The organism is Streptomyces sp. GMY02 (assembly GCF_019056675.1).
Lineage (GTDB): Bacteria > Actinomycetota > Actinomycetes > Streptomycetales > Streptomycetaceae > Streptomyces > Streptomyces odonnellii.
Genome location: NZ_CP077658.1, coordinates 953,164 through 977,883, shown reverse-complemented (window position 1 = coordinate 977,883; position 24,720 = coordinate 953,164). Strand labels below are relative to the sequence as shown.

21 protein-coding genes and 1 riboswitch are annotated in these 24,720 nt (G+C 71.1%); of the genes, 11 read left to right on the top strand and 10 right to left on the bottom strand.

Translation table 11 applies throughout. The features are described 5' to 3' along the window. Positions 1-182: 182 nt before the first annotated feature. Both KQY30_RS04035 and KQY30_RS04030 read right to left on the bottom strand, forming a co-directional pair. Positions 183-4,061 (bottom strand): S8 family peptidase, encoded by a 3,879-nt coding sequence (locus KQY30_RS04035; protein ID WP_217305590.1) that lies wholly within the window; start codon positions 4,059-4,061, stop codon positions 183-185. Between the two features lie 131 nt (positions 4,062-4,192). Continuing rightward, positions 4,193-4,990 (bottom strand): tyrosine-protein phosphatase, encoded by a 798-nt coding sequence (locus tag KQY30_RS04030; RefSeq protein ID WP_217305589.1) that lies wholly within the window; start codon positions 4,988-4,990, stop codon positions 4,193-4,195. Positions 4,991-5,418: 428 nt separating this feature from the next. Next, a riboswitch (cyclic di-AMP (ydaO/yuaA leader) is annotated at positions 5,419-5,612 on the top strand. A gap of 4 nt (positions 5,613-5,616) precedes the next feature. Between KQY30_RS04030 and KQY30_RS04025 the strand changes: the two genes are divergently transcribed. The 3 genes from KQY30_RS04025 (at position 5,617) to KQY30_RS04015 (ending at position 8,225) form a co-directional block, all read left to right on the top strand. Beyond that, positions 5,617-6,564, top strand: a complete 948-nt coding sequence (locus KQY30_RS04025; protein WP_217305588.1) for a LysM peptidoglycan-binding domain-containing M23 family metallopeptidase — start codon at positions 5,617-5,619, stop codon at positions 6,562-6,564. A gap of 223 nt (positions 6,565-6,787) precedes the next feature. Further along, positions 6,788-7,633 (top strand): SGNH/GDSL hydrolase family protein, encoded by an 846-nt coding sequence (locus KQY30_RS04020; protein WP_217305587.1) that lies wholly within the window; start codon positions 6,788-6,790, stop codon positions 7,631-7,633. 196 nt (positions 7,634-7,829) lie between these two features. Further along, positions 7,830-8,225 (top strand): hypothetical protein, encoded by a 396-nt coding sequence (locus KQY30_RS04015; protein ID WP_217305586.1) that lies wholly within the window; start codon positions 7,830-7,832, stop codon positions 8,223-8,225. On the opposite strand, the gene KQY30_RS04010 is transcribed toward KQY30_RS04015, so the two are convergent. The 5 genes from KQY30_RS04010 to KQY30_RS03990 all read right to left on the bottom strand — a co-directional run bounded on the left by KQY30_RS04010 (position 8,195) and on the right by KQY30_RS03990 (position 13,601). Next, the gene (locus KQY30_RS04010; protein WP_217310721.1) at positions 8,195-9,076 is read right to left on the bottom strand and encodes an STM4011 family radical SAM protein; all 882 of its coding nucleotides are present in this window, start codon (positions 9,074-9,076) and stop codon (positions 8,195-8,197) included. The two genes, KQY30_RS04015 and KQY30_RS04010, sit on opposite strands and share 31 nt — an antisense overlap. Positions 9,077-9,147: 71 nt before the next feature. Then, positions 9,148-10,614: an STM4012 family radical SAM protein gene (locus tag KQY30_RS04005; RefSeq protein WP_217305585.1), complete on the bottom strand. Its 1,467-nt coding sequence runs from the start codon at positions 10,612-10,614 to the stop codon at positions 9,148-9,150. After that, entirely contained in the window at positions 10,611-11,423 is an 813-nt protein-coding gene (locus KQY30_RS04000) for an STM4013/SEN3800 family hydrolase (RefSeq protein WP_217310720.1), read from the bottom strand. Before KQY30_RS04000 ends, KQY30_RS04005 begins: the two co-directional genes overlap by 4 nt. A 17-nt stretch (positions 11,424-11,440) precedes the next feature. After that, positions 11,441-12,646: an STM4014 family protein gene (locus KQY30_RS03995; RefSeq protein WP_217305584.1), complete on the bottom strand. Its 1,206-nt coding sequence runs from the start codon at positions 12,644-12,646 to the stop codon at positions 11,441-11,443. Positions 12,647-12,650: 4 nt separating this feature from the next. Beyond that, positions 12,651-13,601 (bottom strand): STM4015 family protein, encoded by a 951-nt coding sequence (locus KQY30_RS03990; RefSeq protein WP_217305583.1) that lies wholly within the window; start codon positions 13,599-13,601, stop codon positions 12,651-12,653. 160 nt (positions 13,602-13,761) lie between these two features. On the opposite strand from KQY30_RS03990, the gene KQY30_RS03985 reads away from it, so the two are divergent. Both KQY30_RS03985 and KQY30_RS03980 read left to right on the top strand, forming a co-directional pair. Next, a complete protein-coding gene (locus tag KQY30_RS03985; RefSeq protein WP_217305582.1) occupies positions 13,762-14,100 on the top strand; it encodes a hypothetical protein in 339 nt (112 codons plus the stop codon). 89 nt (positions 14,101-14,189) lie between these two features. Further along, complete coding sequence (locus tag KQY30_RS03980) at positions 14,190-15,200, top strand: DUF6745 domain-containing protein (RefSeq protein WP_217305581.1); 1,011 nt, start codon at positions 14,190-14,192, stop codon at positions 15,198-15,200. A 226-nt stretch (positions 15,201-15,426) separates the two neighbouring features. Here KQY30_RS03980 and KQY30_RS03975 read toward each other — a convergent pair whose 3' ends face one another. The 3 genes from KQY30_RS03975 to KQY30_RS03965 form a co-directional block, all read right to left on the bottom strand. Next, on the bottom strand, positions 15,427-16,320 hold the full coding sequence (locus KQY30_RS03975; RefSeq protein ID WP_217310719.1) for a carbohydrate kinase family protein: 894 nt from the start codon (positions 16,318-16,320) through the stop codon (positions 15,427-15,429). A gap of 105 nt (positions 16,321-16,425) precedes the next feature. Continuing rightward, positions 16,426-17,046, bottom strand: a complete 621-nt coding sequence (locus KQY30_RS03970; protein ID WP_198533793.1) for a TetR/AcrR family transcriptional regulator — start codon at positions 17,044-17,046, stop codon at positions 16,426-16,428. Between the two features lie 30 nt (positions 17,047-17,076). Beyond that, the gene (locus KQY30_RS03965; protein WP_217305580.1) at positions 17,077-18,258 is read right to left on the bottom strand and encodes a Glu/Leu/Phe/Val dehydrogenase dimerization domain-containing protein; all 1,182 of its coding nucleotides are present in this window, start codon (positions 18,256-18,258) and stop codon (positions 17,077-17,079) included. A 243-nt stretch (positions 18,259-18,501) separates the two neighbouring features. On the opposite strand from KQY30_RS03965, the gene KQY30_RS03960 reads away from it, so the two are divergent. The 6 genes from KQY30_RS03960 (at position 18,502) to KQY30_RS03935 (ending at position 24,715) form a co-directional block, all read left to right on the top strand. Beyond that, the gene (locus KQY30_RS03960) at positions 18,502-19,746 is read left to right on the top strand and encodes an MBL fold metallo-hydrolase (RefSeq protein WP_217305579.1); all 1,245 of its coding nucleotides are present in this window, start codon (positions 18,502-18,504) and stop codon (positions 19,744-19,746) included. A 214-nt stretch (positions 19,747-19,960) separates the two neighbouring features. Beyond that, positions 19,961-20,848 (top strand): SIS domain-containing protein, encoded by an 888-nt coding sequence (locus KQY30_RS03955; protein WP_217305578.1) that lies wholly within the window; start codon positions 19,961-19,963, stop codon positions 20,846-20,848. 359 nt (positions 20,849-21,207) lie between these two features. Beyond that, a complete protein-coding gene (locus KQY30_RS03950) occupies positions 21,208-23,184 on the top strand; it encodes an ATP-binding protein (RefSeq protein WP_254406931.1) in 1,977 nt (658 codons plus the stop codon). 7 nt (positions 23,185-23,191) lie between these two features. Then, positions 23,192-23,629 carry a roadblock/LC7 domain-containing protein gene (locus KQY30_RS03945; RefSeq protein ID WP_046500667.1) on the top strand — a complete coding sequence of 146 codons (438 nt, stop codon included), beginning with the start codon at positions 23,192-23,194 and terminating at the stop codon, positions 23,627-23,629. 2 nt (positions 23,630-23,631) lie between these two features. Then, positions 23,632-24,003, top strand: coding sequence for a DUF742 domain-containing protein (locus KQY30_RS03940; RefSeq protein WP_217305577.1), 372 nt, complete (start codon positions 23,632-23,634; stop codon positions 24,001-24,003). Continuing rightward, on the top strand, positions 23,981-24,715 hold the full coding sequence (locus KQY30_RS03935) for an ATP/GTP-binding protein (protein ID WP_217305576.1): 735 nt from the start codon (positions 23,981-23,983) through the stop codon (positions 24,713-24,715). Before KQY30_RS03940 ends, KQY30_RS03935 begins: the two co-directional genes overlap by 23 nt. Positions 24,716-24,720 lie beyond the last annotated feature (5 nt).

Sequence of the window (24,720 nt, the reverse complement as noted above, 5' to 3'; positions counted from 1 at the left end):
GCTCCCTCCCCGTGGACCGCCCGCTCTCTCCGGCGGTCTCACACGCGCCAGCGCACTATACGCCCTGGTCGCGGGGGCGCCTCGGGTACAGGGAGGGGGCGGACGGCGGGGTACGGGACGTGGCGCGGCGGGTGCACGGGCCGTACCGCGCCCGCACACCCGCCGCCCTGCGCCAACTCCCGCTATCCGCGCAGCAGATAGGCGCGCTCGACGGTCTGCCGTACGCCATTGCCCGCGCGGTCGGTGACGGACACCCGCAGGGTCACATGGGCGTCGCCGTGCTGACGGGCCGGCCGCTCGACGGTGGCGGTGAAGCCGTTCCGCCCCTGCTTGCCGACCCGCGCCCGCGCCCAGGTCCTGCCGTCGTCGTACGAGGTGTCGACCCGTACGGTCAGACCGCTCGGTACCGGTGTACCGTCCTGGCCGCGCACAGTCAGACCGATGTCATGGCTGCGCCCGCCGGATACCGCGTTGTGGGCGTCGGCCCGTACGTCGTAGTCGAGTTGGAGAAGCGGCAGTGGCTCACGCTCGGCCGTGGTGCCGGAGCGGAAGGTCCACGAGGTGGCGGTACGGGTGCCGAACTCCCACTCGTCGGAGACGCGCGAGGTCGTCAGGTCGAGCCGGAAGTCGGCCGTCCCCGGGGCGACTTCGAGGTCGCCCCAGGCGCCGTCGGTCTCACTGACCTTTGTGCCGTCGCGGTACAGGACCGCTGAACTGGAGTCGCCCTCCTCGGCGGTGCTGCCCGGACCAGAGGAACCGATGCCGGTGGTGGAGGTGCTGATGCCGGTACCGGAGGTGCCGATGCCGCCGCCCGCCAGGACCGTGCGCGACCAGTGGCCGGGCGCGGAGTCGGTGAACTCCGGGATGCGCAGCGCCAGTACGTCGCCCGAGCGGGTGGAGACCAGCCCGGAGCCCTCCGGGGCGGACGGCCGTACCACCGCGCCGAACCAGCGCTCTTCGCTCCGTGCGCCGGCCTGGTACGTACGCGGCGCGTCCTTCAGCCCGGCCATCAGCGGGGCGTCGATGTCGAAGGTGGTCGTGTGATTGACGAAGTGCTGCCAGAGCGTGTCGCCGGAACTGATGTACTCGGTGCGCTCATGGGCCGTCGGCACATGGCGGGTGTACTGGTTCCAGGCGGTGGACTGGTACGGGCGCCAGCCGAACCGCTGCTCGCTCGCCCACGGCACACCGCCGTTCTCGGCGTAAGTGGTGTGCACCTGGGCGGTGTTGCGGTCCGAGACGGTGTGCACGACCCGCTGGGGGACCTGGCCCGCGGACACCTGCATCACATCGTAGAGATAGGGGCTCCTGGCGGTGCCGGAGATGGCGACCGTGGTGCTGTGCTTCTTGAGCCGGGCCAGCAGTGCGGTGCCGCCGGTCTCGCTCACCCGTACCACCGGCACGGCGTAGCGGTCGCCCACCGGGTCCCAGCGGGTCCACGGGTAGCGGGACGGGAAGACCAGCAGGATCCCCTTGGCGCCGGCCTCGGCCGCCGCCCGCGCGAGGTCCCGTTCGTTCCCGCCGACGCCGCGGACGACCGCGAGCTTGCCGCGCACCCGGGAGGTACGGAGGTCGGGGGCCGTGGCCGTACCGGCGTCCACCGCGGTCAGCCGTACGCCCTTGTCGCCGAAGAGCGGGGAGGACGGCATGTAGTACGGGTCGAGAGCGCTCTCAGTGCCCGCCGCCTCGGCCTCGATCAGCGGGGCCACGAGCTGCCAGCGCGAGGCGAATTCAAAGGTGCCGTCGGTGACGGGCGCGGTGGGGCTGATGTACACGCGCTTGGCGATGTCGAAGAACATCACGCCCTGGATCAGACTCCGCCCGTCGATCTGACGGTACGTCTGATAGCTGACGATGCCGCGCTGTTCGGCGGGCCGAGGGGTGCGGATCTCGACCGGGGTGGTGGCGCGCTCGTCCAGGGTGACGGACCTGTCCCCGGTGACCTTCACCTCGGGCACGACGACCTGGCGCAGTTCCTGACCGTCGTCCGCGTCGGCGATGGAGGAGTGGCTGAGCTGGTACGTGCCCTCCTCCACCTCGGCGACCGCCGGCGAGAGGCTGGTGTAGCCGACAAAGCCGTCCGGGCCCCAGATGGTCGGGAGCGCTTCGATGCGATTGCCCTGGAGGTCGATGGTGTTGACGGTGAGACGGTGGACCGGGCCGTCGACGACAAGGCTCACCGTGGTGTGCACGGTGGTCCTGCCGTCAGCCGTGGTGGCGGTCACATAGCCGTAGTAGTCGCCGCGCTCGGCCCGTGACGGATCGGCGGTCAGCGGTACGTCGACGGTGGCGCCGGGGGCGACCTCCACCGAGTCCGCTCCGAGCCGGAGCGCGTCGGCCGCCAGGACGCGGCCGCCGCTGGTGGTGAGCCGGGCCGTCAGCCGGAGGGAGAGCGCTGCGGCGGAGGTGTTGGTGTAGCGGATGGTGCCGGAGGCGTCGGCGGCGGTGGGTGTGCTCCCTGCCCGGAACGGGCCCAGCGCGAGGGTGCCCGTCGCGGTCAGCGGGCCGAGTGCCGCAGCGGCCAAGTCGATCCGGCCGCCGCCCTGCTGGGGCGGCTGCTGCCCGTCCACCGTACGGGCCGTGCTGACCAGGGCGTCCTTGAGCCGGTCCGCGCGCCAGTCCGGGTGCTCCTGCGCGAGCAGGGCCGCGGCTCCGGTCACATGCGGTGTGGCCATCGAGGTGCCGGACGCGGAGATGTAGTACTGGTCGACCGGGTCGCCCATGGTCGTTCCTGCGGCGCGCGCGGCCACGATTCCGACGCCGGGTGCCGTGACATCGGGCTTGACCGCGCCGTCGCCGAGGCGGGGCCCGCGGCTGGAGAACGGGGCGAGCGAGTCGTCGCGGTCCACGGCGCCCACGGTGAGGGCCGCGTCGGCGGCGCCGGGCGAGCCGACCGTACGCTGCCCCTGCTCCCCGCTGTTGCCCGCGGCCACCACGAACAGGGCGCCGCTGCTCTCGCTGAGCCCGTTCACCGCCAGGCTCATGGGGTCGGTGCCATCGGTCGGGGTGTCGGAGCCCAGGCTCATGTTGATGACCCTGGCGCCCTCGGCCGCGGCCCACTCCATGCCTTCGATGACCTGGGACTCGGTGCCGTACCCGTCGTTCCCGAGGACCTTGCCGATCAGCAGGCCGGCCTCCGGGGCGACGCCCTGGCGGCTGCCGCCCGAGGCGGCGCCGGTGCCGCCGACGGTGGACGCGACATGGGTGCCGTGGCCGAAGACGTCCTCGGTCCCGCCACTGGCGGAGAAGTCCTTGGCCTCCAGGATCCGGCCCGCGAGATCGGGGTGCGTTCCGTCGGCGCCGGTGTCGAGGACGGCGACCTTGACCCCCTTGCCCCGGTAGCCGGCGCCCCAGGCGGCGGGCGCGTTGATCTGTCCGGTGCTGCGGTCCAGGGCGGCGCCGACCTTGCCGTCCAGCCAGACCTTGGGTGTCGCGCGAAGGCCGGCGGCGCTCATCGAGTCCGCGGCGGGGGCGAGCGTCTTCCAGAACGCGCCGAGGTCGTCGGCGGGTATCCGCAGCGAGCGGGCGCCGATGCTCTCCAGCGTGTGGGCGGGTACGGAACCGTCCTGGAAGCCGGACAGGGTACGGAGCGTCCGGGCGGCCGCTGCCCCGGCCGGCTGCGAGACGATCAGCGGCAACGTGGAAGTGTGGACCTCGTCGTACCCCTGCGCGACGAGCGCGGTCACATCGAAGAGTTCGCGGTCGAGTGTTCCGGCGGAGACCAGGTCCATGGCGTCGGAGGGAAGTACGGTCAGCCGGCCGTTCTGCTCGGCGGTCTGGAAGAGGACACCGTCGCGGCCGGGTCCTGGCACGACCGAGGCCGCGCGCTTTCCGTCCGGGCCCGTGCCGAGCGTCACCCGGTCACCGGTGATCAGCCGTACCGTCGCGGCGGTGCCCGCGGGGGCGGGCGCGGCAGTACCGGGGTCCTGGGCGGCGGACCGGGCGGAAGCGGCGGTGGCCCGGGCCGAAGCGGCGGCGGCCTGGGCCGAAACCGGCGCCATGGCACCCGCGGTCATCAGCAAGGCCATCGATACCGCCGCCGTCAGGCGGATACGTCTCATCTGTCCAGCCCCTTCGTTCAACTCCGTGGTCACGCGGTGTTGGACAGAATCTGGTAGCGGCGGAGGGGCTGTCACTGATTCACGGTGTCGTGGTTGGGACATGTCCCAACCACGACACCGCCGGGGCCGATCTAGTCGAGAAGGCGGGCGCGCAGCCGTTCACGTGTCTCGGGGGAGAGCCCCAGGCCCTCGGTGAGATACGCCTCGGTGCCGCCCCAGGTCTTGTCGATCGTCTCGAAGGCCGTGGCGAGATACTCGGCGCGCGCGTCGAAGAGCGGCCTGAGCAGCTCCATCACCTCGCCCGACATCCCTTCGGGGGCGTTGTCGCTGCGCCGGACCGGATAGCGGCGGTGCGGGTCGTTCGACTTCAGATAGTCCGCCTCGATCGCCTCGGGCTCCACCCCGACCGCGAGCAGGGCCACCGCGATGGACAGACCGGCCCGGTCCTTGCCCGCCGCGCAGTGCATCAGCGCGGGCATGCTGTCCTCGGCCAGGGCGTGCAGGACCCGGCTGTGCTCGGCGGTACGGTCCGTGATGATCGACCGGTACGATCCGGTCATCCGGGCCGCGGCCCTGCCGTCCGCGAGGAGCGAGCGGAGCTGGTCGAGGTCGCCGTCCCTGACCATCCGCCAGAACTCGGCGCCGTCGGCCGGGTCGGTGAGCGGGATGTTCACATTCCGTACGCCGGGCAGCTCCACATCCGCGCCGTCGAGCTTCAGATCGGCGGCATTGCGGAAGTCGAAGATCGTATGGAGGCCGAGGGAGGCGAGAAAGGCCGCGTCTGCCGCGGTGGCGTTGGCGAGATGGCCGCTGCGGAAGAGTCTTCCGGTCCTCACCCGCCTGCCGTCCGTGGTGGGCAGTCCGCCGACATCACGGAAGTTGCGCACGCCGGCCAGCTCGGGCTCTGTCGACGGGACCTGCTGCGTCACGGCCTGCTCCTCCATGTCCGATGCCGGCGCGGCTCGCCGACAAGGTCGACCTCTGACCCTACGACATCTGTTCCCAGGGCAATCAGTTCGAGTGTCGGGATTCCTGCGGGACTATTCGGACATCGCATGCCACATTGCACGACCGTGAATATCGGTCAAATGTCGATCTGTCCGTATTGAGTGATTCTGTATGGCCTGTCCTGTTCACGGATGAGATGGGAACCCGCCCGTGAGCAGGATCATATTCGTGACGTTCCGTGGCGGCTCTCCGTACCGGATCTCCCGAGCCGAAGCGGAAATTGGCGACCGCGGTCCACACAGGGTGACCGGTAATGCCGGGATAAATGCGAGGAAGTTCAGAAGAAGTTCAGCCGGGGGAATAGAAATGCTTGTTCCGCTCGTCCCGCTCGCTTAAATTCACCCTCACTCCGGGCGGAACGCCGAATCCTGCCGCCGCTCGGAATTCACATCCGACCAGCAACGCGTGGCAGGAGCGGGGGAACCAGGTAGTACGCCGATCCGGAAACTCCGGAACGGCTCGGGGTGAAGTCGCGCACCATACGCGACCGGGCATCTCCAGTCCGAACCCGACAGCTCACCTCGCAGGCGCCGGAGAGGAATTCGCCATGCCCGCGAAGGGTAAGCACCGCCGTCCCAAGGCCAACCCGGTATCGCGCGGATTCATAGCCGCCGGCACCGGCGGAGCCGCCATCGCACTTCCGCTCATAGGCGCCACCGGCGCCCACGCCGCCGAGAAGGCCGCGCCCGCCACCGCCCCCCAGGCCGTTCCCGAGCACCAGCTCTCCGCGGAGCAGTCCGCGCATTCCACCGAGAAGAAGGCCGCCGCCAAGAAGTCCCATCAGAGGACGCGGACCTACACCGTGGTCGCGGGCGACTATCTGTCCAGGATCGCCAGTCAGCAGCATGTCCACGGCGGCTGGAAGAAGCTGTACGCGGACAACCGCGAGGCCGTAGGACCCGACCCGTCGCTGATCCACCCCGGGCTGAAGCTGACCATCAAGGCCAGGGGCGGGCACCACGCCAAGCCCGCAGCCCCGGCGAAGCCGTCCGACTCCTCCGATTCCCCGGACCCGTCCACCACCACGCCGGCGGACGACTCCGGGGCGGCTCCCGCGCCCTCGGACTCGCCGGACCAGAGCAGCGGTTCGGGCTTCACCACGCCCGTCGACGATGTCGAGATCGGCACTCCGTACCACGCCTCCGGCAGTTCCTGGGCCAGCGGCTACCACACCGGTGTGGACTTCCTCGTCTCCTCGGGCACCGAGGTGAAGGCGGTCGGCGCGGGCACGGTCGTGACGGCGGACTGGGGCGGCTCGTACGGCAACGAGGTCGTCATCCAGCACAGCGACGGCCACTACTCGCAGTACGCCCATCTGTCCTCCATCTCCGTCTCCGAGGGCGACACGGTCAGCGAGGGCCAGCAGATCGGTCTCTCCGGCGCCACCGGCAATGTCACCGGTCCGCACCTGCACTTCGAGATCCGTACCGGACCGGACTACGGTTCGGACATCGACCCGCTGGCGTACCTCCGCGATCAGGGTGTCGACATCTGAGCGACGACAGCATCCAAGGGGCGGAACAGCGGTACCTCTTACCTCGTAGCCTGTACCTCTGCGCAGCTCGTAGCTCGTACCTCTGCCCGGCGCTTCTGCGCCGGGCAGAGGCCGTTGCGCCTATTCCCGGTTGGCCGAAAATTGACCGATGGCATATCTCACCAGCCGTCAAGCCCTCCCTACGGTCGCGTAGGCCACATCTGCGGGGGAAAGATATCCTGCTGTGGCAGACGATTCGAGATCAAGAAGAAGAGGCGTATTCGGGTCGTACACGTCGTACACGGCGGTCGGTGACAGCTTCACGGAGGGCGTGGGCGATCCCGGACCCGACGGACGGTATGTCGGCTGGGCGGACCGGCTGGCGGTGCTGCTGGCCGACCGGCTGGCGGACGGGGCGGCGTTCTCCGGGGACGCCCCGGACACCGTGCACGGTGATTTCCGGTACGCGAATCTCGCCGTACGCGGCCGGCTCCTGGACCAGATCGTCGACGAGCAGCTCCCCCGGGCGAAGGAACTCGCCCCCGACCTGGTGACCTTCTGTGCCGGCGGCAATGACATCATCCGGCCGGGCACCGATCCGGACGATGTGGCCGAGCGTTTCGAGCGGGCCGTCGCTGATCTCACCGGCGCTGTCGGCACGGTCATGGTGACGACCGGCTTCGACACCCGGGGCGTTCCCGTACTCCGGCATCTGCGCGGCAAGATCGCCACGTACACCGCTCATGTACGGGCGATCGCCGACCGCTATGACTGTCCGGTGCTCGATCTCTGGTCCCTCAAGTCCGTCCAGGACAGGCGGGCATGGGACGACGACCGGCTGCATCTGTCCCCCGAGGGCCACACCCGGGTCGCGCTGCGTGCCGCGCAGGTGCTCGGGCTCGACGTACCCGCCGATCCGGACCAGGCGTGGCCGCCGCAGCCGCCGCGCGGTGCATTCGAGGTGCGGCGGGACGACATCAACTGGGCGCGCGAGTATCTGGTGCCCTGGATCGGGCGCCGGTTGCGCGGGGAGTCCTCGGGCGACCATGTGGAGGCCAAGCGTCCGGATCTGCTGCCGCTGAGGCAGTGAGGACGGAGCCGGGGGGATGACGTCGATTTTGGCTACGAGTTCCGGTTCGGAGTGATTTTCACTCATCAGAATGGACCGTGCGGCGTTGCCGCATGGGCCGCTCCCGCCTTGGCGATAACCGAGCCGAAGGGGTCCTCCGGTGTGGCGCCGGCCAGGGGAGAGCCCGACAACGGCGCTGTGGGTTCAGGGGGTTGCGATGGCGGACAACGGCAGTGCGAGGCTCGCGGCGGGGGCGGTCACGTTCGTCACGGCCAATGAGGACCGCGACCACGACACCGGGATCAATATCTCGGTCAGGACACCGGACGGCGTGGAGGCGGCCTCCATCTCCGTGCCGTTCGGTCAGTTCAAGGACGGGACGACGGCGGGGCCCTACCCCCTCGATGTGCTCACGGAGACCACGAAGGACGGACTCTCCAACGGGACCGCGACGGTCACCATCCATCCCAACGGGGACGACACCTGGCGGTTCGACATGCGGCTGAGGCTGCGGTTCACCGACAACACGCACCTCTCGGTCAGTGCCGAGAACATCGAGCTGAACGATGACCGGAACACCACTCAGATCTCCCTCGGGGGCCCGCCGAACTGAGACCGGCCCGGGGCACGGGGGATCCGCTCCAGCACTCCGCCCGCGAAGACGTCGTACAGCGGCAGTGTCTCCAGGTGCACATAGCCGATATGGCAGTCGCACACCGCCAGGGGGCACGGCCGGGGCGCGAGCGCCTGGCGGTACGAACCGTCGTACAGGTTGCCCAGCTCCGTACGGACGAAGTGGCAGCGCCGTACGGTCCCCTCGCCGTCCACCGAGATCACCGACTCGCCGGTGCGGCAGGGCAGTCCGGCCGAGGGATGGGGGTGGCGGCTGTACGGGAAGAGGGGGTCGAGATCCGTCCACCGGGCGGCCTCCTCGTCCGTATAGCCGTGTCCCTCGGCCGCGTTGATCCAGAGATAGATGTGCGCGGGCAGCTCGGCGCGCAGCCTGCGGGCGAGCTCCAGATGCTCGGGGAGGCCGACGACGCCCACGCTGAACCGCACGGAACGGTCCGCCAGCTCATGGCACTTGGCGAGGAAGCGGTCGTACGGAGTCTGGCCCGGGTGGTAGGTGCACCACAGCGCAAGCTTCTCCGGGTCCGCACCGGCCAGCCAGTCGGTGCGGAAGCTGAGGTTCGTCTGGATGGCCACCCGGCGGACCTGCGGCAGACGCGACAGCTCGGTGAGGGCACGTCGGTACCAGGAGCGGACCAGCCCCTCGCCCCAGGGGGTGAACAGTACGGACAGCCGGTCGTCCCGCCGCTCCGACACCCAGGCGGTGAACCGCTCCAGCGCCTCCCGGTCGGCGCGGAGCTGCTCACGGCTGTCACGTCGCTTGGCGAACGGGCAGTAGGGACAGTCGTAGTCGCAGGAGGCGAGCGGACCGCGGTAGAGGATGGTCAGATCCATGGCGGCCCCCGGCGGCCCGGGGGCCACGGGCTGTATGACAAGCAGGGGCTTTTCGGGGTTCATGGGGCGGCTCACTTCACTTCGTACTCGGCCATCGCGGCCCGAACGGAAGAAGAGAAGAGCGCCGGGCCCAGGGCGTCCGAGTGCGCGAGGCCTTCCGGCGAGAGCCGCAGCAGCCCGGGGCCCGCGGCGGAGTCCAGCCAGCCGAGATCCGCGAACCGGTCCAGCTCGGCGGGGAAGTCCTCGGCGGGCGCCGAGCCGAACCGCTCGCGATAGCCGGCCACATCCATGCCCTGGGCCTGGAGGACCGACTGGAGCAGATGGCGGCGGCGTGCCTCGTTCCCGTCGATCCGGCGGCCGACCTCTGCCCGGGAGAAGTCCTCCGTCGCCGTATAGGTGTCGATGATGGTGCGTATCTGGCGCATGTCGACCGCGTAGTCGAAGGAGTAGTGGAGCCCCGAGGTGTACGAACGGGCGCCGCAGCCCAGACCGATCATGCCGTCGGTCTGGCACGCGTGGTCATCGGTCCGCGGGAAGCCGCCGACCGGGGGGCTGCCGGCCCATGTGCCGTCGGCCCGGGCTCCGTCGGCCTGCGTCCCGTCGGCTTCGACGTCGTTGGCCCGGGCGTCGGTTCGGGTGCCGGAGAGGCTGTCCGGGCGGCGGAACATCCGCATGGACACCTGCTCGTACCCCTCGGCGAGCAGCAGGTCACGGCCCTGCCGGTACAGCCGCAGCCGCTGCGCGTCCCAGGCGGCGTCGCCGCCCGCGCCGAGCCGGTCGAGACCGGTGAGCGGCCGTATGTACAGGGGGTAGAGATACAGCTCCTCGGGCCGCCAGGCAAGCGCCGCGTCCAGGGACTGGCGCCAGGTCAGCTCGGTCTGGCCGTCGATGCCGTAGATCAGATCGATGTTGAGCACCGGGATCCGGGTATCGCGGATACGGCCGAGCGCGGCCTCGACCTCGGCGCGGCGCTGCGGGCGTACGGCGGCTCTCGCCTCCGCGTCCACAAAGCTCTGGACGCCGATGCTCAGCCGGGTGGTGCCGCGGTCGGCGAGTACGGCCAGCCGGTCGGTGGTCGCCGTCGCGGGGGAGGTCTCCACGGAGAGCGGGACGGACCGCAGCTCGGCGCCCATCCGCTTCTCGGCGATGTCGCACAGCCGGTCCAGCTCCCCGGCGTCGAGGAAGGTGGGGGTGCCCCCGCCGAAGGCCGCGGCGGCGAACCGTACCGGATCGGTGCCTCCCCGACCGGGGCCGGTGAGCGCGTCACGTACGGCGGTCGCCTGCCGGTCGAGCGCGTCGAGGTAACGGGTCGTCAGCTCGTCGGGGGCGCCGATCCGGGTGAAGAGATTGCAGAACCCGCAGCGCACCTCGCAGAACGGTATGTGCAGATAGAGGGAGAGCGCGTCCTTGCGCTCACCGGCCCACAGCTCGCGCAGAGCCGGGCGGTCGGGCAGGGGACGGTAGGCCGTCTTGTGCGGATAGGCGTAGACGTAACTCTCGTACGGGCGTGGCGCGGTGACGCCTGTGGTGCTGCTCATCGGGTGCCCCCGTGCTCCAGGAAGAAATGGGCGTACGGCACGGTCCAGACGGCCTCGTGGCCCAGCCGGTGTCCCGTCCAGCCGTCGTCGCCGTAGGTCGTGCCATGGTCGGAACAGACGATCGTGAAGCAGCGGCGCCTGCTGCTGGCGGCGGCGAAGAGCCGTCCGATGTGCCGGTCGACATATTCGAGAGCGGCGGCGTGCGAGGCCCGGGAGTCGCCCGCCTCCCTTGTCGCGCCCGGCAGATGGAACCAGTTGGGCTGATGCAGCGCCGACACATTGACGAAGAGGAACAGCCGCCGGTCGGGCTCCAGACCGGCGACGATCTTCTCCGCGCGGGTGATCTGCGCTTCGAAGGATTCCGGGGATGTCACTCCGAACTCCGGCTCCCAGTGGCTCTCCTGGAACAGGCCGGGCAGTACGGAACCGAGTGCGCCGCGCCGGTTGAAGAAGCCGACTCCGCCGACGCACACCGTGTGATAGCCGGCCGCCGCCAGGCCCGAGACCAGATCGGGAGTGTCGAAGACAAACGTACGGTCGGCCGTGGTCTCGCTGCCCCCGAAGCGCGCCGCGAACAGGCGGGGATGGCTGCCCGGCACGGCGGGGGTGGGCAGAAACCCGGCGAAGATCGCCTGGTGCGAGGCATAGGTGAAGCTGCCGGGCGCGTGCCGCTTCTCCCAGTGCCCGCCCGGGAGATGGCGGGCGAGACGGGGGATCCGGCCCGCCGCCGCGAGTTCCCGCGCGACATCGAAGCGCAGGGTGTCGAGGGTGACGAGCAGCAGATCGTCCCGCCCGACCACCTCGTTCATATCGGGGATCGCGGCGGTCATTTCAGCCGCGTCTCGGATATCGGTGTGGTCGCTTCTCGGTCATTTCTCTCCTTGGCCGTCCGGTGCGCAGCCCGGGGTCTTGTACGGGGTCTGGTCCGGGCTCTCGTACGGACGGGCAGGGCGGCGAGCTGGGCCGCGTAGGTGTCCAGGCCTTCGGCGCCACGGCCCGCCAGGCCGGTGAGACCGGGCAGCAGATCGCCGAAAGCGTTGACCTCGCAGACCGCGAACCGCCGCCACCCCCGGGCAGGCAGCAGATCGACGCCCACACAGTGGGTGTCCGGGAAACAGGCCGCCGCCTCCTCGCAGACGGCGAGGGCCGAGGCCCAGCTTCCGCCCGCCGCTTCGATCGCCGCGCGGGCCGCGTCGAGATCCCCCCGCCGGCCGCCGAGATGCAGATTGGTCATGGGGGAGGCGCTCGTCCGCAGGACCGCGTGGGTGGCGCGGCCCGCGACGACCACCACCCGCAGATCCGCCGACCTGCCCTCCTGCGCCGCCTTGGGTACCCACTGCTCGATATGCAGCCCGTCGGGCGCGAGGGTGTCCACGATCGCGGCCACCTCGCGCTCGGTCGTATAACGGCGCACCCGCAGCGAGTTGAACAGCCGGCCCGCGCTGTCGCGCTCGACGGAGGTGGTGGCGCGCACCCGTCCGGGACCCGCCGTCTCGACGGCCAGGACCCCGGACGCCGAGGAGCCATGGGCGAGTTTGACGAACGCCCGGTGCAGTCCCGCACCGGCCATCAGGGACCGTATGTCGTCCCAGCCGGACACGGCCGGGACGGCCGGGCCCGAGGTGGGCGAGACGGGGACCGGCACCCCCGCCTCGTCCAGCACCCCATGGCAGAGCCGCTTGTCGAAGAGAACCGCCAGCTCTCCCGGGACGGTGAGCAGTTCGGCCCCGGCGGCGGAGGCGGTCCGGGCCACCTCCCGGGCCGCGGCCATGAACCGCTCGTACCAGCGGCCGGTGCCCTCGACCCTGGTGGGGTCGTCCGTACCCCGCAGGAGCCGGTCCACCTCGGGGTCCTCGCCGGGCGAGTCGATCCGTACGGTCTCCCCGGCCCTGAACACCGCCCGGCCGCGCAGCACATCGAGCCAGGCCACCTCGCGGGCGGCGGGCAGCCCGGCGGCCCGTACGGCGTCCTGGAACAGGGCCGTGCGGCGGTTGCCGGGATTCCCGACGACGGCCAGGGTCAGGGGCGGCATCGGATCACTCCGAGACCGCGGTGTACCGGAAGTCCGGATCTTCCTCGACCCAGTCGATGTCCCCCTGCTCGGCGACGACTTCGACGCCGGACGCGCCGAGAGTGGCGAGGACGCGCTCGCGCATCGTCTCGCCCAGATAGTTGTGGTGCAGGTCGAGCTTTTTGAGATGGGTGAGCGGCTGGCCCGCGAGCAGTGCCTCGACTCCTTCGTCGCCAAGGGTGCCCATCGACAGGTCGAGGACCTCCAGACCGGCGACGACCGGGGCGCTCGCCATCGCGATGGCTATCTCGTCCTGGATCTCGCTGTTGCGCAGGGCCAGATACCGCAGGCTCGGGAGGCGTGAACCCGCCAGGATCGGCGCCAGGTCGGCCACTTCGGTGTTCGCGCCGTAATTGTCGACACCGAGCCAGATGTCGAGATGCTCCAGCGCGGGCAGGTCGCTCGCGCCGACGGCCCGCACGACCTCGGCGTCCAGACCGCCCGTCTCGATGGTGAGCGAGCGCAGCCGCTCATGGCGGAAGGGGGTGAAGCGCAGTTCCTGGCCGCCCCGGACACCGAATTCCAGCAGCTTCGGGAAGGCGTCGAGCAGCGGGTTCACCAGCCCCTGGTTGATCCAGGAGATCTCGCATTCCTCCCCGATGATGTCGCCGAGGAACAGCGAACGCAGCGCGGGCAGCCGGTCGCGCGCTTCCACCAGGGCGGATATCACGTCCTCCGGGCCCGACTCGTACGAATCGCTCCACGAGCCCGCGATCAGCGCCCTGACCTCGGTGGTGTCCACGGTCTCGGTGAAGCGGGCGAAGGCCTCCTCCCACTGCTCCTTCGCCTCGTACGCCTCGACAGCGATCCGCCAGGCCACGGAGGCCGGGGCCGGAAGCTCCGCCTTGGTGCCGGCGGAGGGGAAGTCGAACGCGGGCAGGCCGTACAGCTCCTGCAAATGGTTCGAAATGGTCATGGCGGATGCTCCAGACACCGGTGACGTAGATCGGCTGATGTGGAGCAGTTCTACCAAGCGGCACTGACAACGCCGGTTGCCGGGGCGGGATTGTCAGACCCCCCGTCTAGCGTCGTTCTCAGGTTCGGCGCACTCGGCGCCACCGGTGGAGGGGAGAGCCATGTTCCGGCAGGGAGACGTACTGATCACGCCCGTCGCGGAGGAGTCCGTGCCGTCTCGTCTGGTGGACGCGGGACGGGTGTCCGGCGAGCCGAGGGACGCGCGGGGGCGGCTGGTCCTGGCGCTCGGCGAGGTCACCGGGCATGCCCACGCGGTGACCGGCCCCGGCCGGCTGATCCGCGAGCCGGGCGGCACGGCCGGGCCGATGTATCTCCATCTCCCGGACGGCGGGCGGGTGGTGCACGAGGAGCACGCGGCGATACCGCTGCCCAAGGGGTGGTTCCGGGTGGTGCGCCAGCGCGAGTACCTGCCGGGCGCGGTGCGTGTGGTCGCGGACTGAGCGACCGTGCGGCGGTGCCGGTGCCGCCGCGGATACGGGCGCGGGTGTGCGGAGCGGAGACAGGAATGACAGGGGACGGGGAGTCGGACATGAGTGGAATGGACACGTGGCGGGCCGTCGCGGCGGCGACGGGGGAGACGGACCGGCCGGCGGCCGAGCGCGGGGTACGGCTCGCCTACCGCAGGGCGGGCCTCGAAGAGCCCGAGCGGATCATCTGGGCCGGATCGCCGCTGGCCGGGGCGGAGCTGGCGCGGTCGCTCGACGACGCGGGACGGTCGGTGCGCGACGAGGTGCGCACCCGTCCCTGGGCCGAGGAGCGGCGCAGGCTGCATGACGCGCTGGGACCGGCGGGCTGGGCCGAGCACTGGAGCGCCACCGGCGCACAGCTCTGGGACACCGGCCGGGCGCTCGCGGAGCGGATAAGGACCGGGGTGGTGGAGGCGCTCATCGGCGAGCCGGCCAAGCCCGCGGAGGCGGCCGGGATCCGCGCGGTGCTGCTCGACGCGGTGCTCGGACAGCACGACGCGGCCTGGCTCGCGGCTTTCGACGGCCGCAGCGAGCGCCTTGAGGGACTCGCCGAGGTGGCGCGGCACGCGGGCTGGTGGTGGCCGTACGAACGCGCGGTGGTGATATGCGAGCGCCCCGCGGAACTCCACCGCGACGAGGCGGGCAGACTCGACCGCGGCGACGGCCCGGCGCTGGCCTACCCGGACGGGTTCGCGCTGTACGCCTGGCGTGGAATGCCGGTCCCCGCCGGGTTCCTGAGTGAGCTGGCGTCCCTCACCCCGGAGCGGATCCGCGACGAGGCCAATGCCGAGCTGCGCCGGGTGATGCTGGAGTACTACGGCTACGACCGCTATCTGAGCGAGTCGGGGGCCCGGCCCGTCCACCGGGACGAGACGGGGGTGCTGTGGCGGATCGCGCTCGACGGGGACGAGGACATAGCGATGGTCGAGGTGGTCAACTCCACTCCGGAGCCGGACGGTACGTACCGTACGTACTGGCTGCGGGTGCCGCCCACGACCAGGACGGCGAAGCAGGGGGTCGCCTGGACGTTCGGACTCGAAGCGGCGGAGTACGAGCCGATACGCCAGACCTGAGCGGTGCCCCGGCCGGCCGGGCGCGCTACCGGGCCGGGGCAGCGGCGGGCTGGAGCGTGGGCGGGCCCAGGACTCGGCCGGGCCCCGGACTTCTCAGCCCGGCGCCCGGCGCGGCGGACCCGTCCAGGCCCGGTCTGCCCATGCCCGGACCGCCGAGCCCCGGCCTGTCCGCATCCGGCCTGGACAGGGCAGGCGCGTCCGGTCCGGCCGTCAGGGTCGGGACCGCTCACTTACGGAGGGTCTTGAGCTTGCTGGTGTCCAGCGCGTCCGGGCCGATCAGTGCCTCGTTGCCCCCGCTCGTACAGGCGTAGGCACCCGCCACCGCGCCCATCCGGGCACAGGCTTCGAGGTCCAGCCCGGCCAGCCGTCCGTACAGGAAACCGCAGACGTACGCGTCACCCGCACCGTTGGAGTCCACCACCGGCGCGGGCGGAATGGTCGCGGGGATCGGACGCGGCGTACGGCTTCCCTGACGGGTCATCAGATACGAGCCGCCCGCGCCGGCCGTCGCGATCACCGCTTCGGCCCGGCCCTCGCGCAGGATCTCCCGCATCACCGAGGCGATCCGCTCACCGGCCCCGGCCGCGCTGAGGAACACCAGATCGGATCGGAGGGCGAAGTCCCTGTGGTAGTCGCTGAGTCCGTCCCAGTCGTGCAGATCGGTCGAGGCGGGGACCCCGAGCGATTCGATGTCGTCGTAGAGGAAACGAGCGAAGTTGGTGATCGACAGATGGACATGCCGGGCACGCCGGAGGTGAGGCAGATAGGAGTCACGCGGCATCCGCAGATCGGCCGGGTCCCGGCCGTCGTAGAACGACATCCGGCGGCCCGTCCTGTCCACCAGATTGACCGCGCGCCGGGTGCCCGCGGGGGAGATCAGCACCTCGAAGTCCACCCCGCCCTTTGTGAGCCGTTCGCGGACCTGGCCTCCCGTCCAGTCGTCCCCTATGAAGTCGAGGAACTTGACGTCCAGGCCGAGCGCCCGGCAGCCGAGCGCCACATTGCCGCCGCTGTGGCCGGGCCATTCGCGGATCGGCCCGACCCCGACCGAGTCCGCGAGCGGAACCGGCAGCGAGTCCACCCGGACGACGGTGTCCACCCCGCTGCCCCCGACGACCAGCACATCATGGCCGAGCTGATCCGTCGGATCGGTCTGCTGCTGTGCCACAGTCTTCCGTCTCCCTGTGTGGTTCCGGATGTCCGGCGGCTCCGGTGTGGCCGCCGGTTATTTCCCGGGCCTGTCGAACGCCGCGCGGTCGACGCCCAGTTCGCGGGCGAGCGCCTCGTCCGCCCACTCCAGCATGGTGGTGCGCGGCAGCGAACCCGCGTACGACGTCATCTGAACCGCGAGTCCGTCCAGCATGGCCGTCAGCCGGCCCGCCGCCGACACCGGGTCCGCGCAAGCGAATTCGCCCGCCGTCGTGCCTTCGGCGACCACCTCGGCGAGGGCCGTCTTCCACTGCCGGTCGAGACCGAGCGCCACCTCGCGCAGTGCGGGCTCGCGCAGCGCCGCCGCCCATCCCTCGATCCACAGCCGCCAGCCCTTGGCCTCGCCGGTCGGCGCGTACCAGCGGACCGCGCCGTGCAGCCGCTCCAGCGCGCTCGCACGCCGGCCGAGCAGCGCGCGCAGCCGGGCCAGATCGTCCTGCGCGGCATACGCGAAGGCGGCCGCGACCAGCTTCTCCTTCGTCGAGAAGTGATAGAGCACCAGGGCGCTGCTGACACCGAGCGCGGCGGCGACATCAGCGATCCGCAGGGCCGCCACCCCGCGTGCCTCGATCTGTCCGACGGCGGCCCGCAGCAACTCCTCGCGCCGCTCCGCCACACCCAGCCGCACCCTCGCCACGCGGCCCACCCTATCGATCTTCCGGTGCCCTCACCGGTACCAGCCGTATCGCTCTGCGATGACCTGGAGGCGGGCCGCGGCCATGGTGTGGGCGGCGGCACGGGGAGTGGTGCGGTCGGTTTCGGCGCGGGTCAGCATGGTGCCGACCAGGGTGCGCATCGCGCGGCGGGTGTGGGCGAAGGCCTCTTCCGCCTGCGGGCCGATGTCACCGAAGAGGGTCCACCACCACCATGCGTTGGTCGCCGAGTTGACGACAACATCGGGCAGGACGGTGATACCGCGCGCGGTCAGCAGTTCCTCCGCTTCGGGCCGCACGGGCATGTTCGCCGCCTCGACGATCCAACGGGCCCTGATCCCGGCCTCGTTGCCGGTGTCGATGGCATACGAGACGGCCGCGGGCACCAGTACCTCCGCGTCGGCGGAGAGCCAGGCGTCGCCCGGCAGTTCCAGGTCGCCGGGGCGGAGCGCGGCGCGGTCGACCGTGCCGTACGGGTCCCGGGCGGCGAGCAGGGACTCGATGTCCAGGCCGTCCGGGTGCGCGATGGTGCCCTTGATGTCGGCCACGGCGACGATCGTCAGCCCGGCCCGGGACAGGAAGCGGGCCGTCGCGCCTCCCATTGTGCCGAGCCCCTGGACACCGACCCGGGTTCCTTCGTACGCGGTCCCGGCCCGGTCGAGTGCGGTGAGCACGGATTCCGCGACCCCGCAGCCGCCGACGAGCGCGTCCAGACCGATGCCGTCGACCCGCACCGCGAAGGCGTCGGCGAGGCGCTGCCTGGCCGCCCGCTCGTCGTCGAGCAGCGGGTGGACCGCCTGGATCGTGGAGACGAGACCGGCCTCGGCGGCGGCCCTGTCCACGGTGTCCTGGGTCAGGCCCAGATCCTCACCCGTGGTCCAGAAGCTCTCGATGTACGGGCGCATGGCGCGCAGATAGCGGACGAGCACGCCGTACGCCTCGGGGTCGCGCGGATCGCAGTCGATACCGCCCTTGGCGCCGCCGAGGGGTACATACCGTACGGTCGGGTCGTCCGCGTCGAAGTGCAGGGCCTCCTTCATGGTCATGCCACGGGCCAGACCGGTCACCTCCTCCAGCGAGCACCCTCCGCGCATCCGCAGCCCGCCGCTGGCGACCCCTCGTACCAGCCGGTCCACGACCAGAAAACCCCGGCGGCCGGTGACATGGTCCGTCCAGGTGAGCGACAGCAGCGGCATCGGGCGGTCTCCCCGTCGTACGTGTGAGCGAACGGTCAACTGAATCGCTGGTCAGTATGTCAAAGGGTGCGTTCCGTCTCATCGCCCCGGACCGGGCCGAGTTCAGGGGTGTTCCTGGGAATCCTGGGGGCGGTGACGACGTTGTACGGCCGTGCGCGGGACGGGGGCAGTCCTGTCCATTCGCCCCGCACACAGAAACCCGCCCGGACATAATGGGACAACACCGAACCTCCAGGAGGTGCTGTGACAGCCACTGGTTCCACCCCTTCGTTGCGCTCCCGGCTGCGCTCGCTGCGACCCGCGGCCTTCGGGGCCGACTCGGCAGGAGCGAGGCTGGAGCGGATCCACCGCTCGCCGAACTTCGCCGACGGGGTGTTCCAGAACCCGGTGGGTGCCAGGACCAGACCGTCCGGCTCCGGTCTGGAGTTCGCGAAGGTCTACTTCCAGAAGGAGGCGCGGGCACGGCGGGCCCCGAGCGGCACCGTCCCGGTGCACTCCACCACCCTCGCCGACCTGGCGAAACCCCCGTCCTCCGGGCTTCGGCTCACCTGGATGGGCCATTCGAGCGTGCTCGCCGAAATCGACGGCCGGCGCGTGCTCTTCGATCCGGTCTGGGGCGAGCGGTGTTCACCGTTCGCCTTTGTCGGCCCCAAGCGGCTGCACCCTGTGCCCGTACCGCTCGCCTCGCTCGCCCCCCTCGATGTCGTGGTGATCTCGCACGACCACTACGACCACCTCGATCTGCCCACGATCCGGGCCCTCGCCTCCACGGACACGGTCTTCGCCGTGCCGCTCGGCGTCGGCGCCCATCTGGAGCGCTGGGGCGTGCCCGCGGACCGGCTGCGCGAACTCGACTGGAACGAGTCCGCCGAAGTCGCCGGCATCCGGCTCACCGCCACTCCCGCACGCCACTTCTGCGGCCGTGGCCTGCGCAACCAGCAGCACACGCTCTGGGCGTCCTGGGCCGTCGCGGGACCCGAGCACCGGATCTACCACAGCGGGGACACCGGCTATTTCGCCGGCTTCCAGGACATCGGCGCCGAGCACGGCCCGTTCGACGCCACCATGATCCAGATCGGCGCCTACAGCGACTACTGGCCGGACATCCATATGACCCCGGCCGAGGGAATGCGCGCCCACCTCGATCTCCAGGGCGGGCGGCCGAGCGGTGTGATGCTGCCGATCCACTGGGGTACGTTCAATCTCGCGCCGCATCCCTGGGCCGAGCCCGGTGAGGGTACGGTCGCGGCCGGCGCGGAGGCGGGAGCCGCGATCGCGCTGCCGCGCCCCGGCGAGCCCTTCGAGCCGACCGGCGAGGACATTCCGACGGCCCCCTGGTGGCGGCCGGTGGCGGTGGTCCCGGCGGGCGGCTGGCCCGCGGTCCCCGGTGCGGTCGCCGGCGTTGCGGGTGTTGCCGCCGCTCAGGACTCCGGTGCGGCGGGTGGGGGCAAGTCCGAGGAACCGGCCGGGAAGGCCTCACCCGCCTGAGAACAGTGAGAGCTGTGAGGCTCCGGAACTCCTGGTGCTGATGAGGCCTGCTGCCCGAGGCTTGATGCCGGAGGCTTCAGGCTTGATGCCCGAGGTGTGAGGTCTGATGCTTCAGGCCTCTTCCCGGGCCGGACCTCCGGCCCCGTGCCGCCCGGCCACTCCGTAGCATGCCCGGGGAACCGATTCCGGGGAATGCAGGGGAGTGGAGACGCGCATGACGCATGTCGAGGCGGAACTGACCACCCAGCCCGCGTGCTGGCGCCGGGCGGCGGCGCTGGCGGACGAGGTGCGCGACCGACTGCCCGGGGCCGGCGAGCGCACGGCCGTCGTCGGCTGCGGCACCTCGCTGTTCATGGCCCGCGCCTATGCCTCGCTCCGCGAGGGCGCGGGCCTGGGCGAGACCGATGCCTTCGCCGCCTCCGAGTTCCCCGCGGGCCGGCGCTACGACCGGATCGTGGCGCTGACCCGCTCCGGTACGACCACCGAGGTGCTGCGGCTGCTCGCGGATGTGCGCGGTACGGCCCGTACGACCGCGATCACGGCTGACCCCGCCACCCCGGTGCGTTCGGCCGCCGACGACCTGGTCGTTCTGGACTTCGCCGATGAACGGTCCGTCGTCCAGACGCGGTTCGCGACCACGGCCCTCACCCTGCTGCGGGCCCATCTCGGTCTGCACACCGACGCCGTGGTCAGGGACGCCGAGAGCGCTCTCACGGACCCGCTCCCCGAAGGCGTGACCGACTGCACGCAGTTCACCTTCCTCGGGCGGGGCTGGTCGGTCGGGCTCGCGGAGGAGGGCGCGCTGAAGATGCGTGAGGCGTCGCTCGCCTGGACCGAGGCGTATCCGGCGATGGAGTACCGCCACGGCCCGATCAGCATCTCCACCCGGGGGACGGCGACTTGGGCGCTCGGTCCCGCTCCGGAGGGCCTGGCGGAGCAGGTACGGGCGACCGGCGCGCTCTGGGTGGCCGGTCGGCTCGACCCGCTTGCCGAGCTGGTACGGATCCAGCGGCTCGCCCTCGCGCTGGCGGACCGCCGCGGCCTCGACCCGGACAGCCCGCGCCATCTCACCCGCTCGGTGATCCTCCCGTCGCCCGCGTAAAGCCCCTGCGTATGGCCCCTGCGTACGGCCCCCGCGTAAAGCTCCCCGTGTAGAGGCGCCCGGGTAAAACCGACCCGTGAAACCCACCCCGTAGAACGAAGACCGGGCCCGGCGCCGCGTCGAGTTGGGCCCGTGAACCGCCAATGCGGTATTTCGGGCTGGTGTGCGAGGACTCATCCCGGAGCGGGACGCTCTGTGGGCAAGTTGGTCAACTGCCCATCACAGATGAACGAGTGGCGACTACTGTGTGTGTCCGGTGATCAACGGAGGGCTTATGTGCCGTACGACGGCCCTGCCGGTGCGCCACTGCCGAGAGCACCACGCTGCCGATTCCTGGGGCCCCACGTACGAGGACACTGATGTCTCAACTTCGCGCACCCGTCACACGGCCGGAGCGCCGTGAGGGCGGGCGGCACGGCCGGCCGGGCACCCGCTCGCTGTCATCCGCGGCCAGGGCAACGGGGAGCGGGCCGTTGCCGCCGGACGCCCGGATGCGTCCTCAACTCCTGCGCACCGCCGTCCTTCCGGCGATAGTCGCCGCGCTGAGCGGTGCCGCCGCCGTGGTGGTCACGCTCCGTTCCACCGCGGCCGAACCGACCGCCGAGATCTGGACGGCGCTGGTCGGCACCGCGATGCTCGCCTTCGCGGCCATCGGCGCGGCGGCCCTGGGAGCGGAACGTACGGCCAAGTCCATCGTCGACCGCTGCGAGGCCCTGCGCCGCACCACCGCGCGCGGTCAGGCCGAACTCCGTGCGGTCGTCGAGCAGATCGGGCGGGGCGAGCGCGTGACCGCGCGCCGCCCGCAGCCGCCGCCTCCGGCCGACGCGCCCACCGGGGACGAACTCGACGTCCTGGCACGGGAGATGGGCCGGTCGCACGAAGCGGCCGTCACCGCCGTCCTCCAGGCGTCCCGGATCGCCACCAGTGTCGGCAACGAACAGAAGGTGGAGGTCTTCGTCAATCTGGCCCGCCGGCTCCAGTCGCTGGTCCACCGTGAGATCCAGATCATCGACGAGCTGGAGAACCAGGTCGAGGACCCCGAACTGCTCAAGGGCATCTTCCAGGTCGACCATCTCGCGACCCGTATCCGCCGGCACGCGGAGAATCTCGCCGTCCTCGGCGGGGCCGTCTCCCGGCGCCAGTGGACCAGGCCGATCATGATGAGCGAGGTGCTGCGCTCGGCCATCGCCGAGGTGGACCAGTATCCGCGGATCAAGCTGGTGCCGCCGATCGAGGGCGCCCTGTGCGGCCACGCCGTCGCCGATGTGATCCATCTGCTGGCCGAACTGATCGAGAACGCCACGCAGTTCTCGTCCCCGCACACCCATGTGCTGCTGCGGACCCAGCATGTGACGGCGGGTCTGGCCGTCGAGGTGGAGGACCGCGGTCTCGGAATGTCCGTCGGCGAGCAGGAGAGGATGAACGCGCTGCTCACCGATCCCGACCAGGTGAGTGTCGCGCGTCTGCTCCAGGACGGGCGGATCGGGCTCTTCGTGGTCTCGGCGCTCGCCCGGAGACACGGGATCGCGGTGCGGCTCCAGCCGAACATCTACGGTGGGGTGCAGGCCGTACTGGTCGTACCGCGGGCGCTCCTGGGCGCGGAGCAGGCGGAGGCGCCGGGCACCGGGCAGCCGGAGGAGCCGGGGGCCGGGCAGCACGGTCAGCCGCCCGTACCCACCGGGGCTCCCGTGTCCTCGCCCACGGTCGTCGTACCCGTACCGCGGCAGCACACCACGGTGGCACCTGAGCCCTTGTACGAGGCGCCGCCTCCGCCCGCCGCACAGGCACCGGTGGTGCCGCCCCCACCAGACGTACCACCTGCATCAGCCTGGCCAGTCGGGCCTGCCGGGCCGACCTCGGCTTCGTCCCCGGCTCCCGCCCCCGTAACCGCCAGGCCCGCCGCACCCGTTGGGCCCGCGCCCCTGCCCGTACGCAACACGCAGGAACGCCGTCCCACACCCGCCGCCGCGCGCCCCGGCGTCCGGCACGGCAAACGCCGCCGGCCCACCACCCCGCCCGAGCCCGTCGACGGCGGTGCGGCCCACGGCGGCCTCCTGAGCCGGCCCCAACTGCCCAAGCGCCGCTGCCAGGAGCACCTCGCTCCACAGTTGCGGGACGGGCCTCCGCCACCGCCCTCACAGGAGCCCGAGCTGCATGACCCCGGGCTCATGGCCGCCTTCCGCAGGGGCATCGGCCTCGCCGAGGCCCAGCCCCTGCCGGACGACAGCGAACAGCCCGAGCAGCCGGACACGCGCGAACAGCCGGACATGCGGGAACAGCCGGACATGCGGGAACAGCCGGAACCGCAGCGCCACGACACCACCCCCAAGGAGTAGATGCACCATGGCGAGCGATGTGCCGACCGGCCATGTCTCGGACCTCGACTGGCTGTTGAGCGGACTGGTCCAGCGTGTCCCGTACACCCGCAGCGCGGTGCTGCTCTCGGCCGACGGCCTGGTGAGATCCATGCACGGCATGGACCCCGACAGCGCCGACCACATGGCCGCCCTCGCCTCCGGCCTGTACTCCCTGGGCCGCAGCGCGGGCGTGCGCTTCGGGGACGGCGGCGAGGTCCGCCAGGTCGTGGTGGAACTCGACTCGACTCTGCTCTTCGTCTCCACGGCGGGCTCGGGCACCTGTCTCGCCGTGCTGGCGGGGCGCGAGGCGGACGCCGCGGTGCTCGGTTACGAGATGGCCATGATGGTCAAGAGCGTACGGCCGTATCTGGCCACTCCGCTCAGACAGGTGGCCGGTTCCGCCCCGGGCGCCATGGGGCGCTGACCGTGCCGGTCGTGAAGGAGGCGCCCCTGCTCGACGGATCGGCCGGGCGGCTCGTCCGCCTGTACACCGTGAGCGGGGGCCGCACCCGGCCGACGGCATCACTCGATCTGCTGACACTGGTGGTGGCCACGGGATCGGAGCCCCCGCCGCGGTCCGGCCCCGAGCATGCCCAGGCCATGGGCCTCTGCCGGGGACCCATATCGGTCGCGGAGATCGCGGCTCATCTCGGGGTTCCCGTGACGGTCGCCAAAATCGTGCTCTCCGATCTGGTGGACTGCGGGGCGGTCGCCGCACGACCGCCCGACAGTTTCGACCACCCCACCGACCGTTCGCTGCTGGAGGCAGTGCTCGATGGCCTACGAAGACAGCTCTGAAACCCTCCTCGAACCGCACCTCGTACCCCTGCCCGCTTCTGCTTCCGCCCCGGCTTCGGCTCCCGCTTTTGTGCCCGCGCCTTCACCAGCACCCGCGCCCGCTCCCCGCTCCTTTCCCACCGCGCTGAAGATCCTGGTCGCGGGTGGGTTCGGGGTCGGTAAGACGACCTTCGTGGGAGCGGTCAGCGAGATCGCGCCGCTGAGCACGGAGGAACTCCTCACCCAGGTCGGCGCCGCGACCGACGATCTGACGGGCGTCGAGGCGAAGACGGCGACGACCGTCGCCATGGACTTCGGCCGGATGACCCTGGACGACCGGCATGTGCTCTATCTCTTCGGCACGCCCGGCCAGGAGCGCTTCTGGTTCATGTGGGACGAGCTGTCGCGGGGCGCGCTCGGCGCGGTCGTGCTGGCCGACACCCGCCGGCTGGACCACTCGTTCTCCGCGGTGGACTTCTTCGAGCAGCGCGGCATCGGATTCGTCGTCGCCGTCAACGAGTTCGACGGATCCTACCGCTATGACGCGGAGGAGGTACGGGCCGCGATGGATCTCAGGCCGGAGGTGCCGATCGTGCTCTGCGACGCGCGGATCGCCAGCTCGGGTATCCAGACGCTGGTCACCCTGGTCCAGCATCTGCTCAACTCGGCCGCGACCTCGGCCTCTTCCCCGGCCACGGCCTCTTCCCCGCCACCGGTCCCATCAGAAAAATGACGCTC

What these genes read in the sequence shown, in the direction of transcription:
- KQY30_RS03955 (WP_217305578.1), top strand. Translation starts at nt 19,961, where the DNA reads ATGACGCATGTCGAGGCGGAACTGACCACCCAGCCCGCGTGCTGGCGC.
- KQY30_RS04025 (WP_217305588.1), top strand. Translation starts at nt 5,617, where the DNA reads ATGCCCGCGAAGGGTAAGCACCGCCGTCCCAAGGCCAACCCGGTATCG.
- KQY30_RS03950 (WP_254406931.1), top strand. Translation starts at nt 21,208, where the DNA reads ATGTCTCAACTTCGCGCACCCGTCACACGGCCGGAGCGCCGTGAGGGC.
- KQY30_RS04035 (WP_217305590.1), bottom strand. Translation starts at nt 4,061, where the DNA reads ATGAGACGTATCCGCCTGACGGCGGCGGTATCGATGGCCTTGCTGATG.
- KQY30_RS03985 (WP_217305582.1), top strand. Translation starts at nt 13,762, where the DNA reads ATGTTCCGGCAGGGAGACGTACTGATCACGCCCGTCGCGGAGGAGTCC.
- KQY30_RS03945 (WP_046500667.1), top strand. Translation starts at nt 23,192, where the DNA reads ATGGCGAGCGATGTGCCGACCGGCCATGTCTCGGACCTCGACTGGCTG.
- KQY30_RS04005 (WP_217305585.1), bottom strand. Translation starts at nt 10,614, where the DNA reads ATGAGCAGCACCACAGGCGTCACCGCGCCACGCCCGTACGAGAGTTAC.
- KQY30_RS04015 (WP_217305586.1), top strand. Translation starts at nt 7,830, where the DNA reads ATGGCGGACAACGGCAGTGCGAGGCTCGCGGCGGGGGCGGTCACGTTC.
- KQY30_RS03935 (WP_217305576.1), top strand. Translation starts at nt 23,981, where the DNA reads ATGGCCTACGAAGACAGCTCTGAAACCCTCCTCGAACCGCACCTCGTA.
- KQY30_RS03980 (WP_217305581.1), top strand. Translation starts at nt 14,190, where the DNA reads ATGAGTGGAATGGACACGTGGCGGGCCGTCGCGGCGGCGACGGGGGAG.
- KQY30_RS03990 (WP_217305583.1), bottom strand. Translation starts at nt 13,601, where the DNA reads ATGACCATTTCGAACCATTTGCAGGAGCTGTACGGCCTGCCCGCGTTC.
- KQY30_RS03995 (WP_217305584.1), bottom strand. Translation starts at nt 12,646, where the DNA reads ATGCCGCCCCTGACCCTGGCCGTCGTCGGGAATCCCGGCAACCGCCGC.
- KQY30_RS04010 (WP_217310721.1), bottom strand. Translation starts at nt 9,076, where the DNA reads ATGGATCTGACCATCCTCTACCGCGGTCCGCTCGCCTCCTGCGACTAC.
- KQY30_RS04000 (WP_217310720.1), bottom strand. Translation starts at nt 11,423, where the DNA reads ATGAACGAGGTGGTCGGGCGGGACGATCTGCTGCTCGTCACCCTCGAC.
- KQY30_RS03965 (WP_217305580.1), bottom strand. Translation starts at nt 18,258, where the DNA reads ATGCCGCTGCTGTCGCTCACCTGGACGGACCATGTCACCGGCCGCCGG.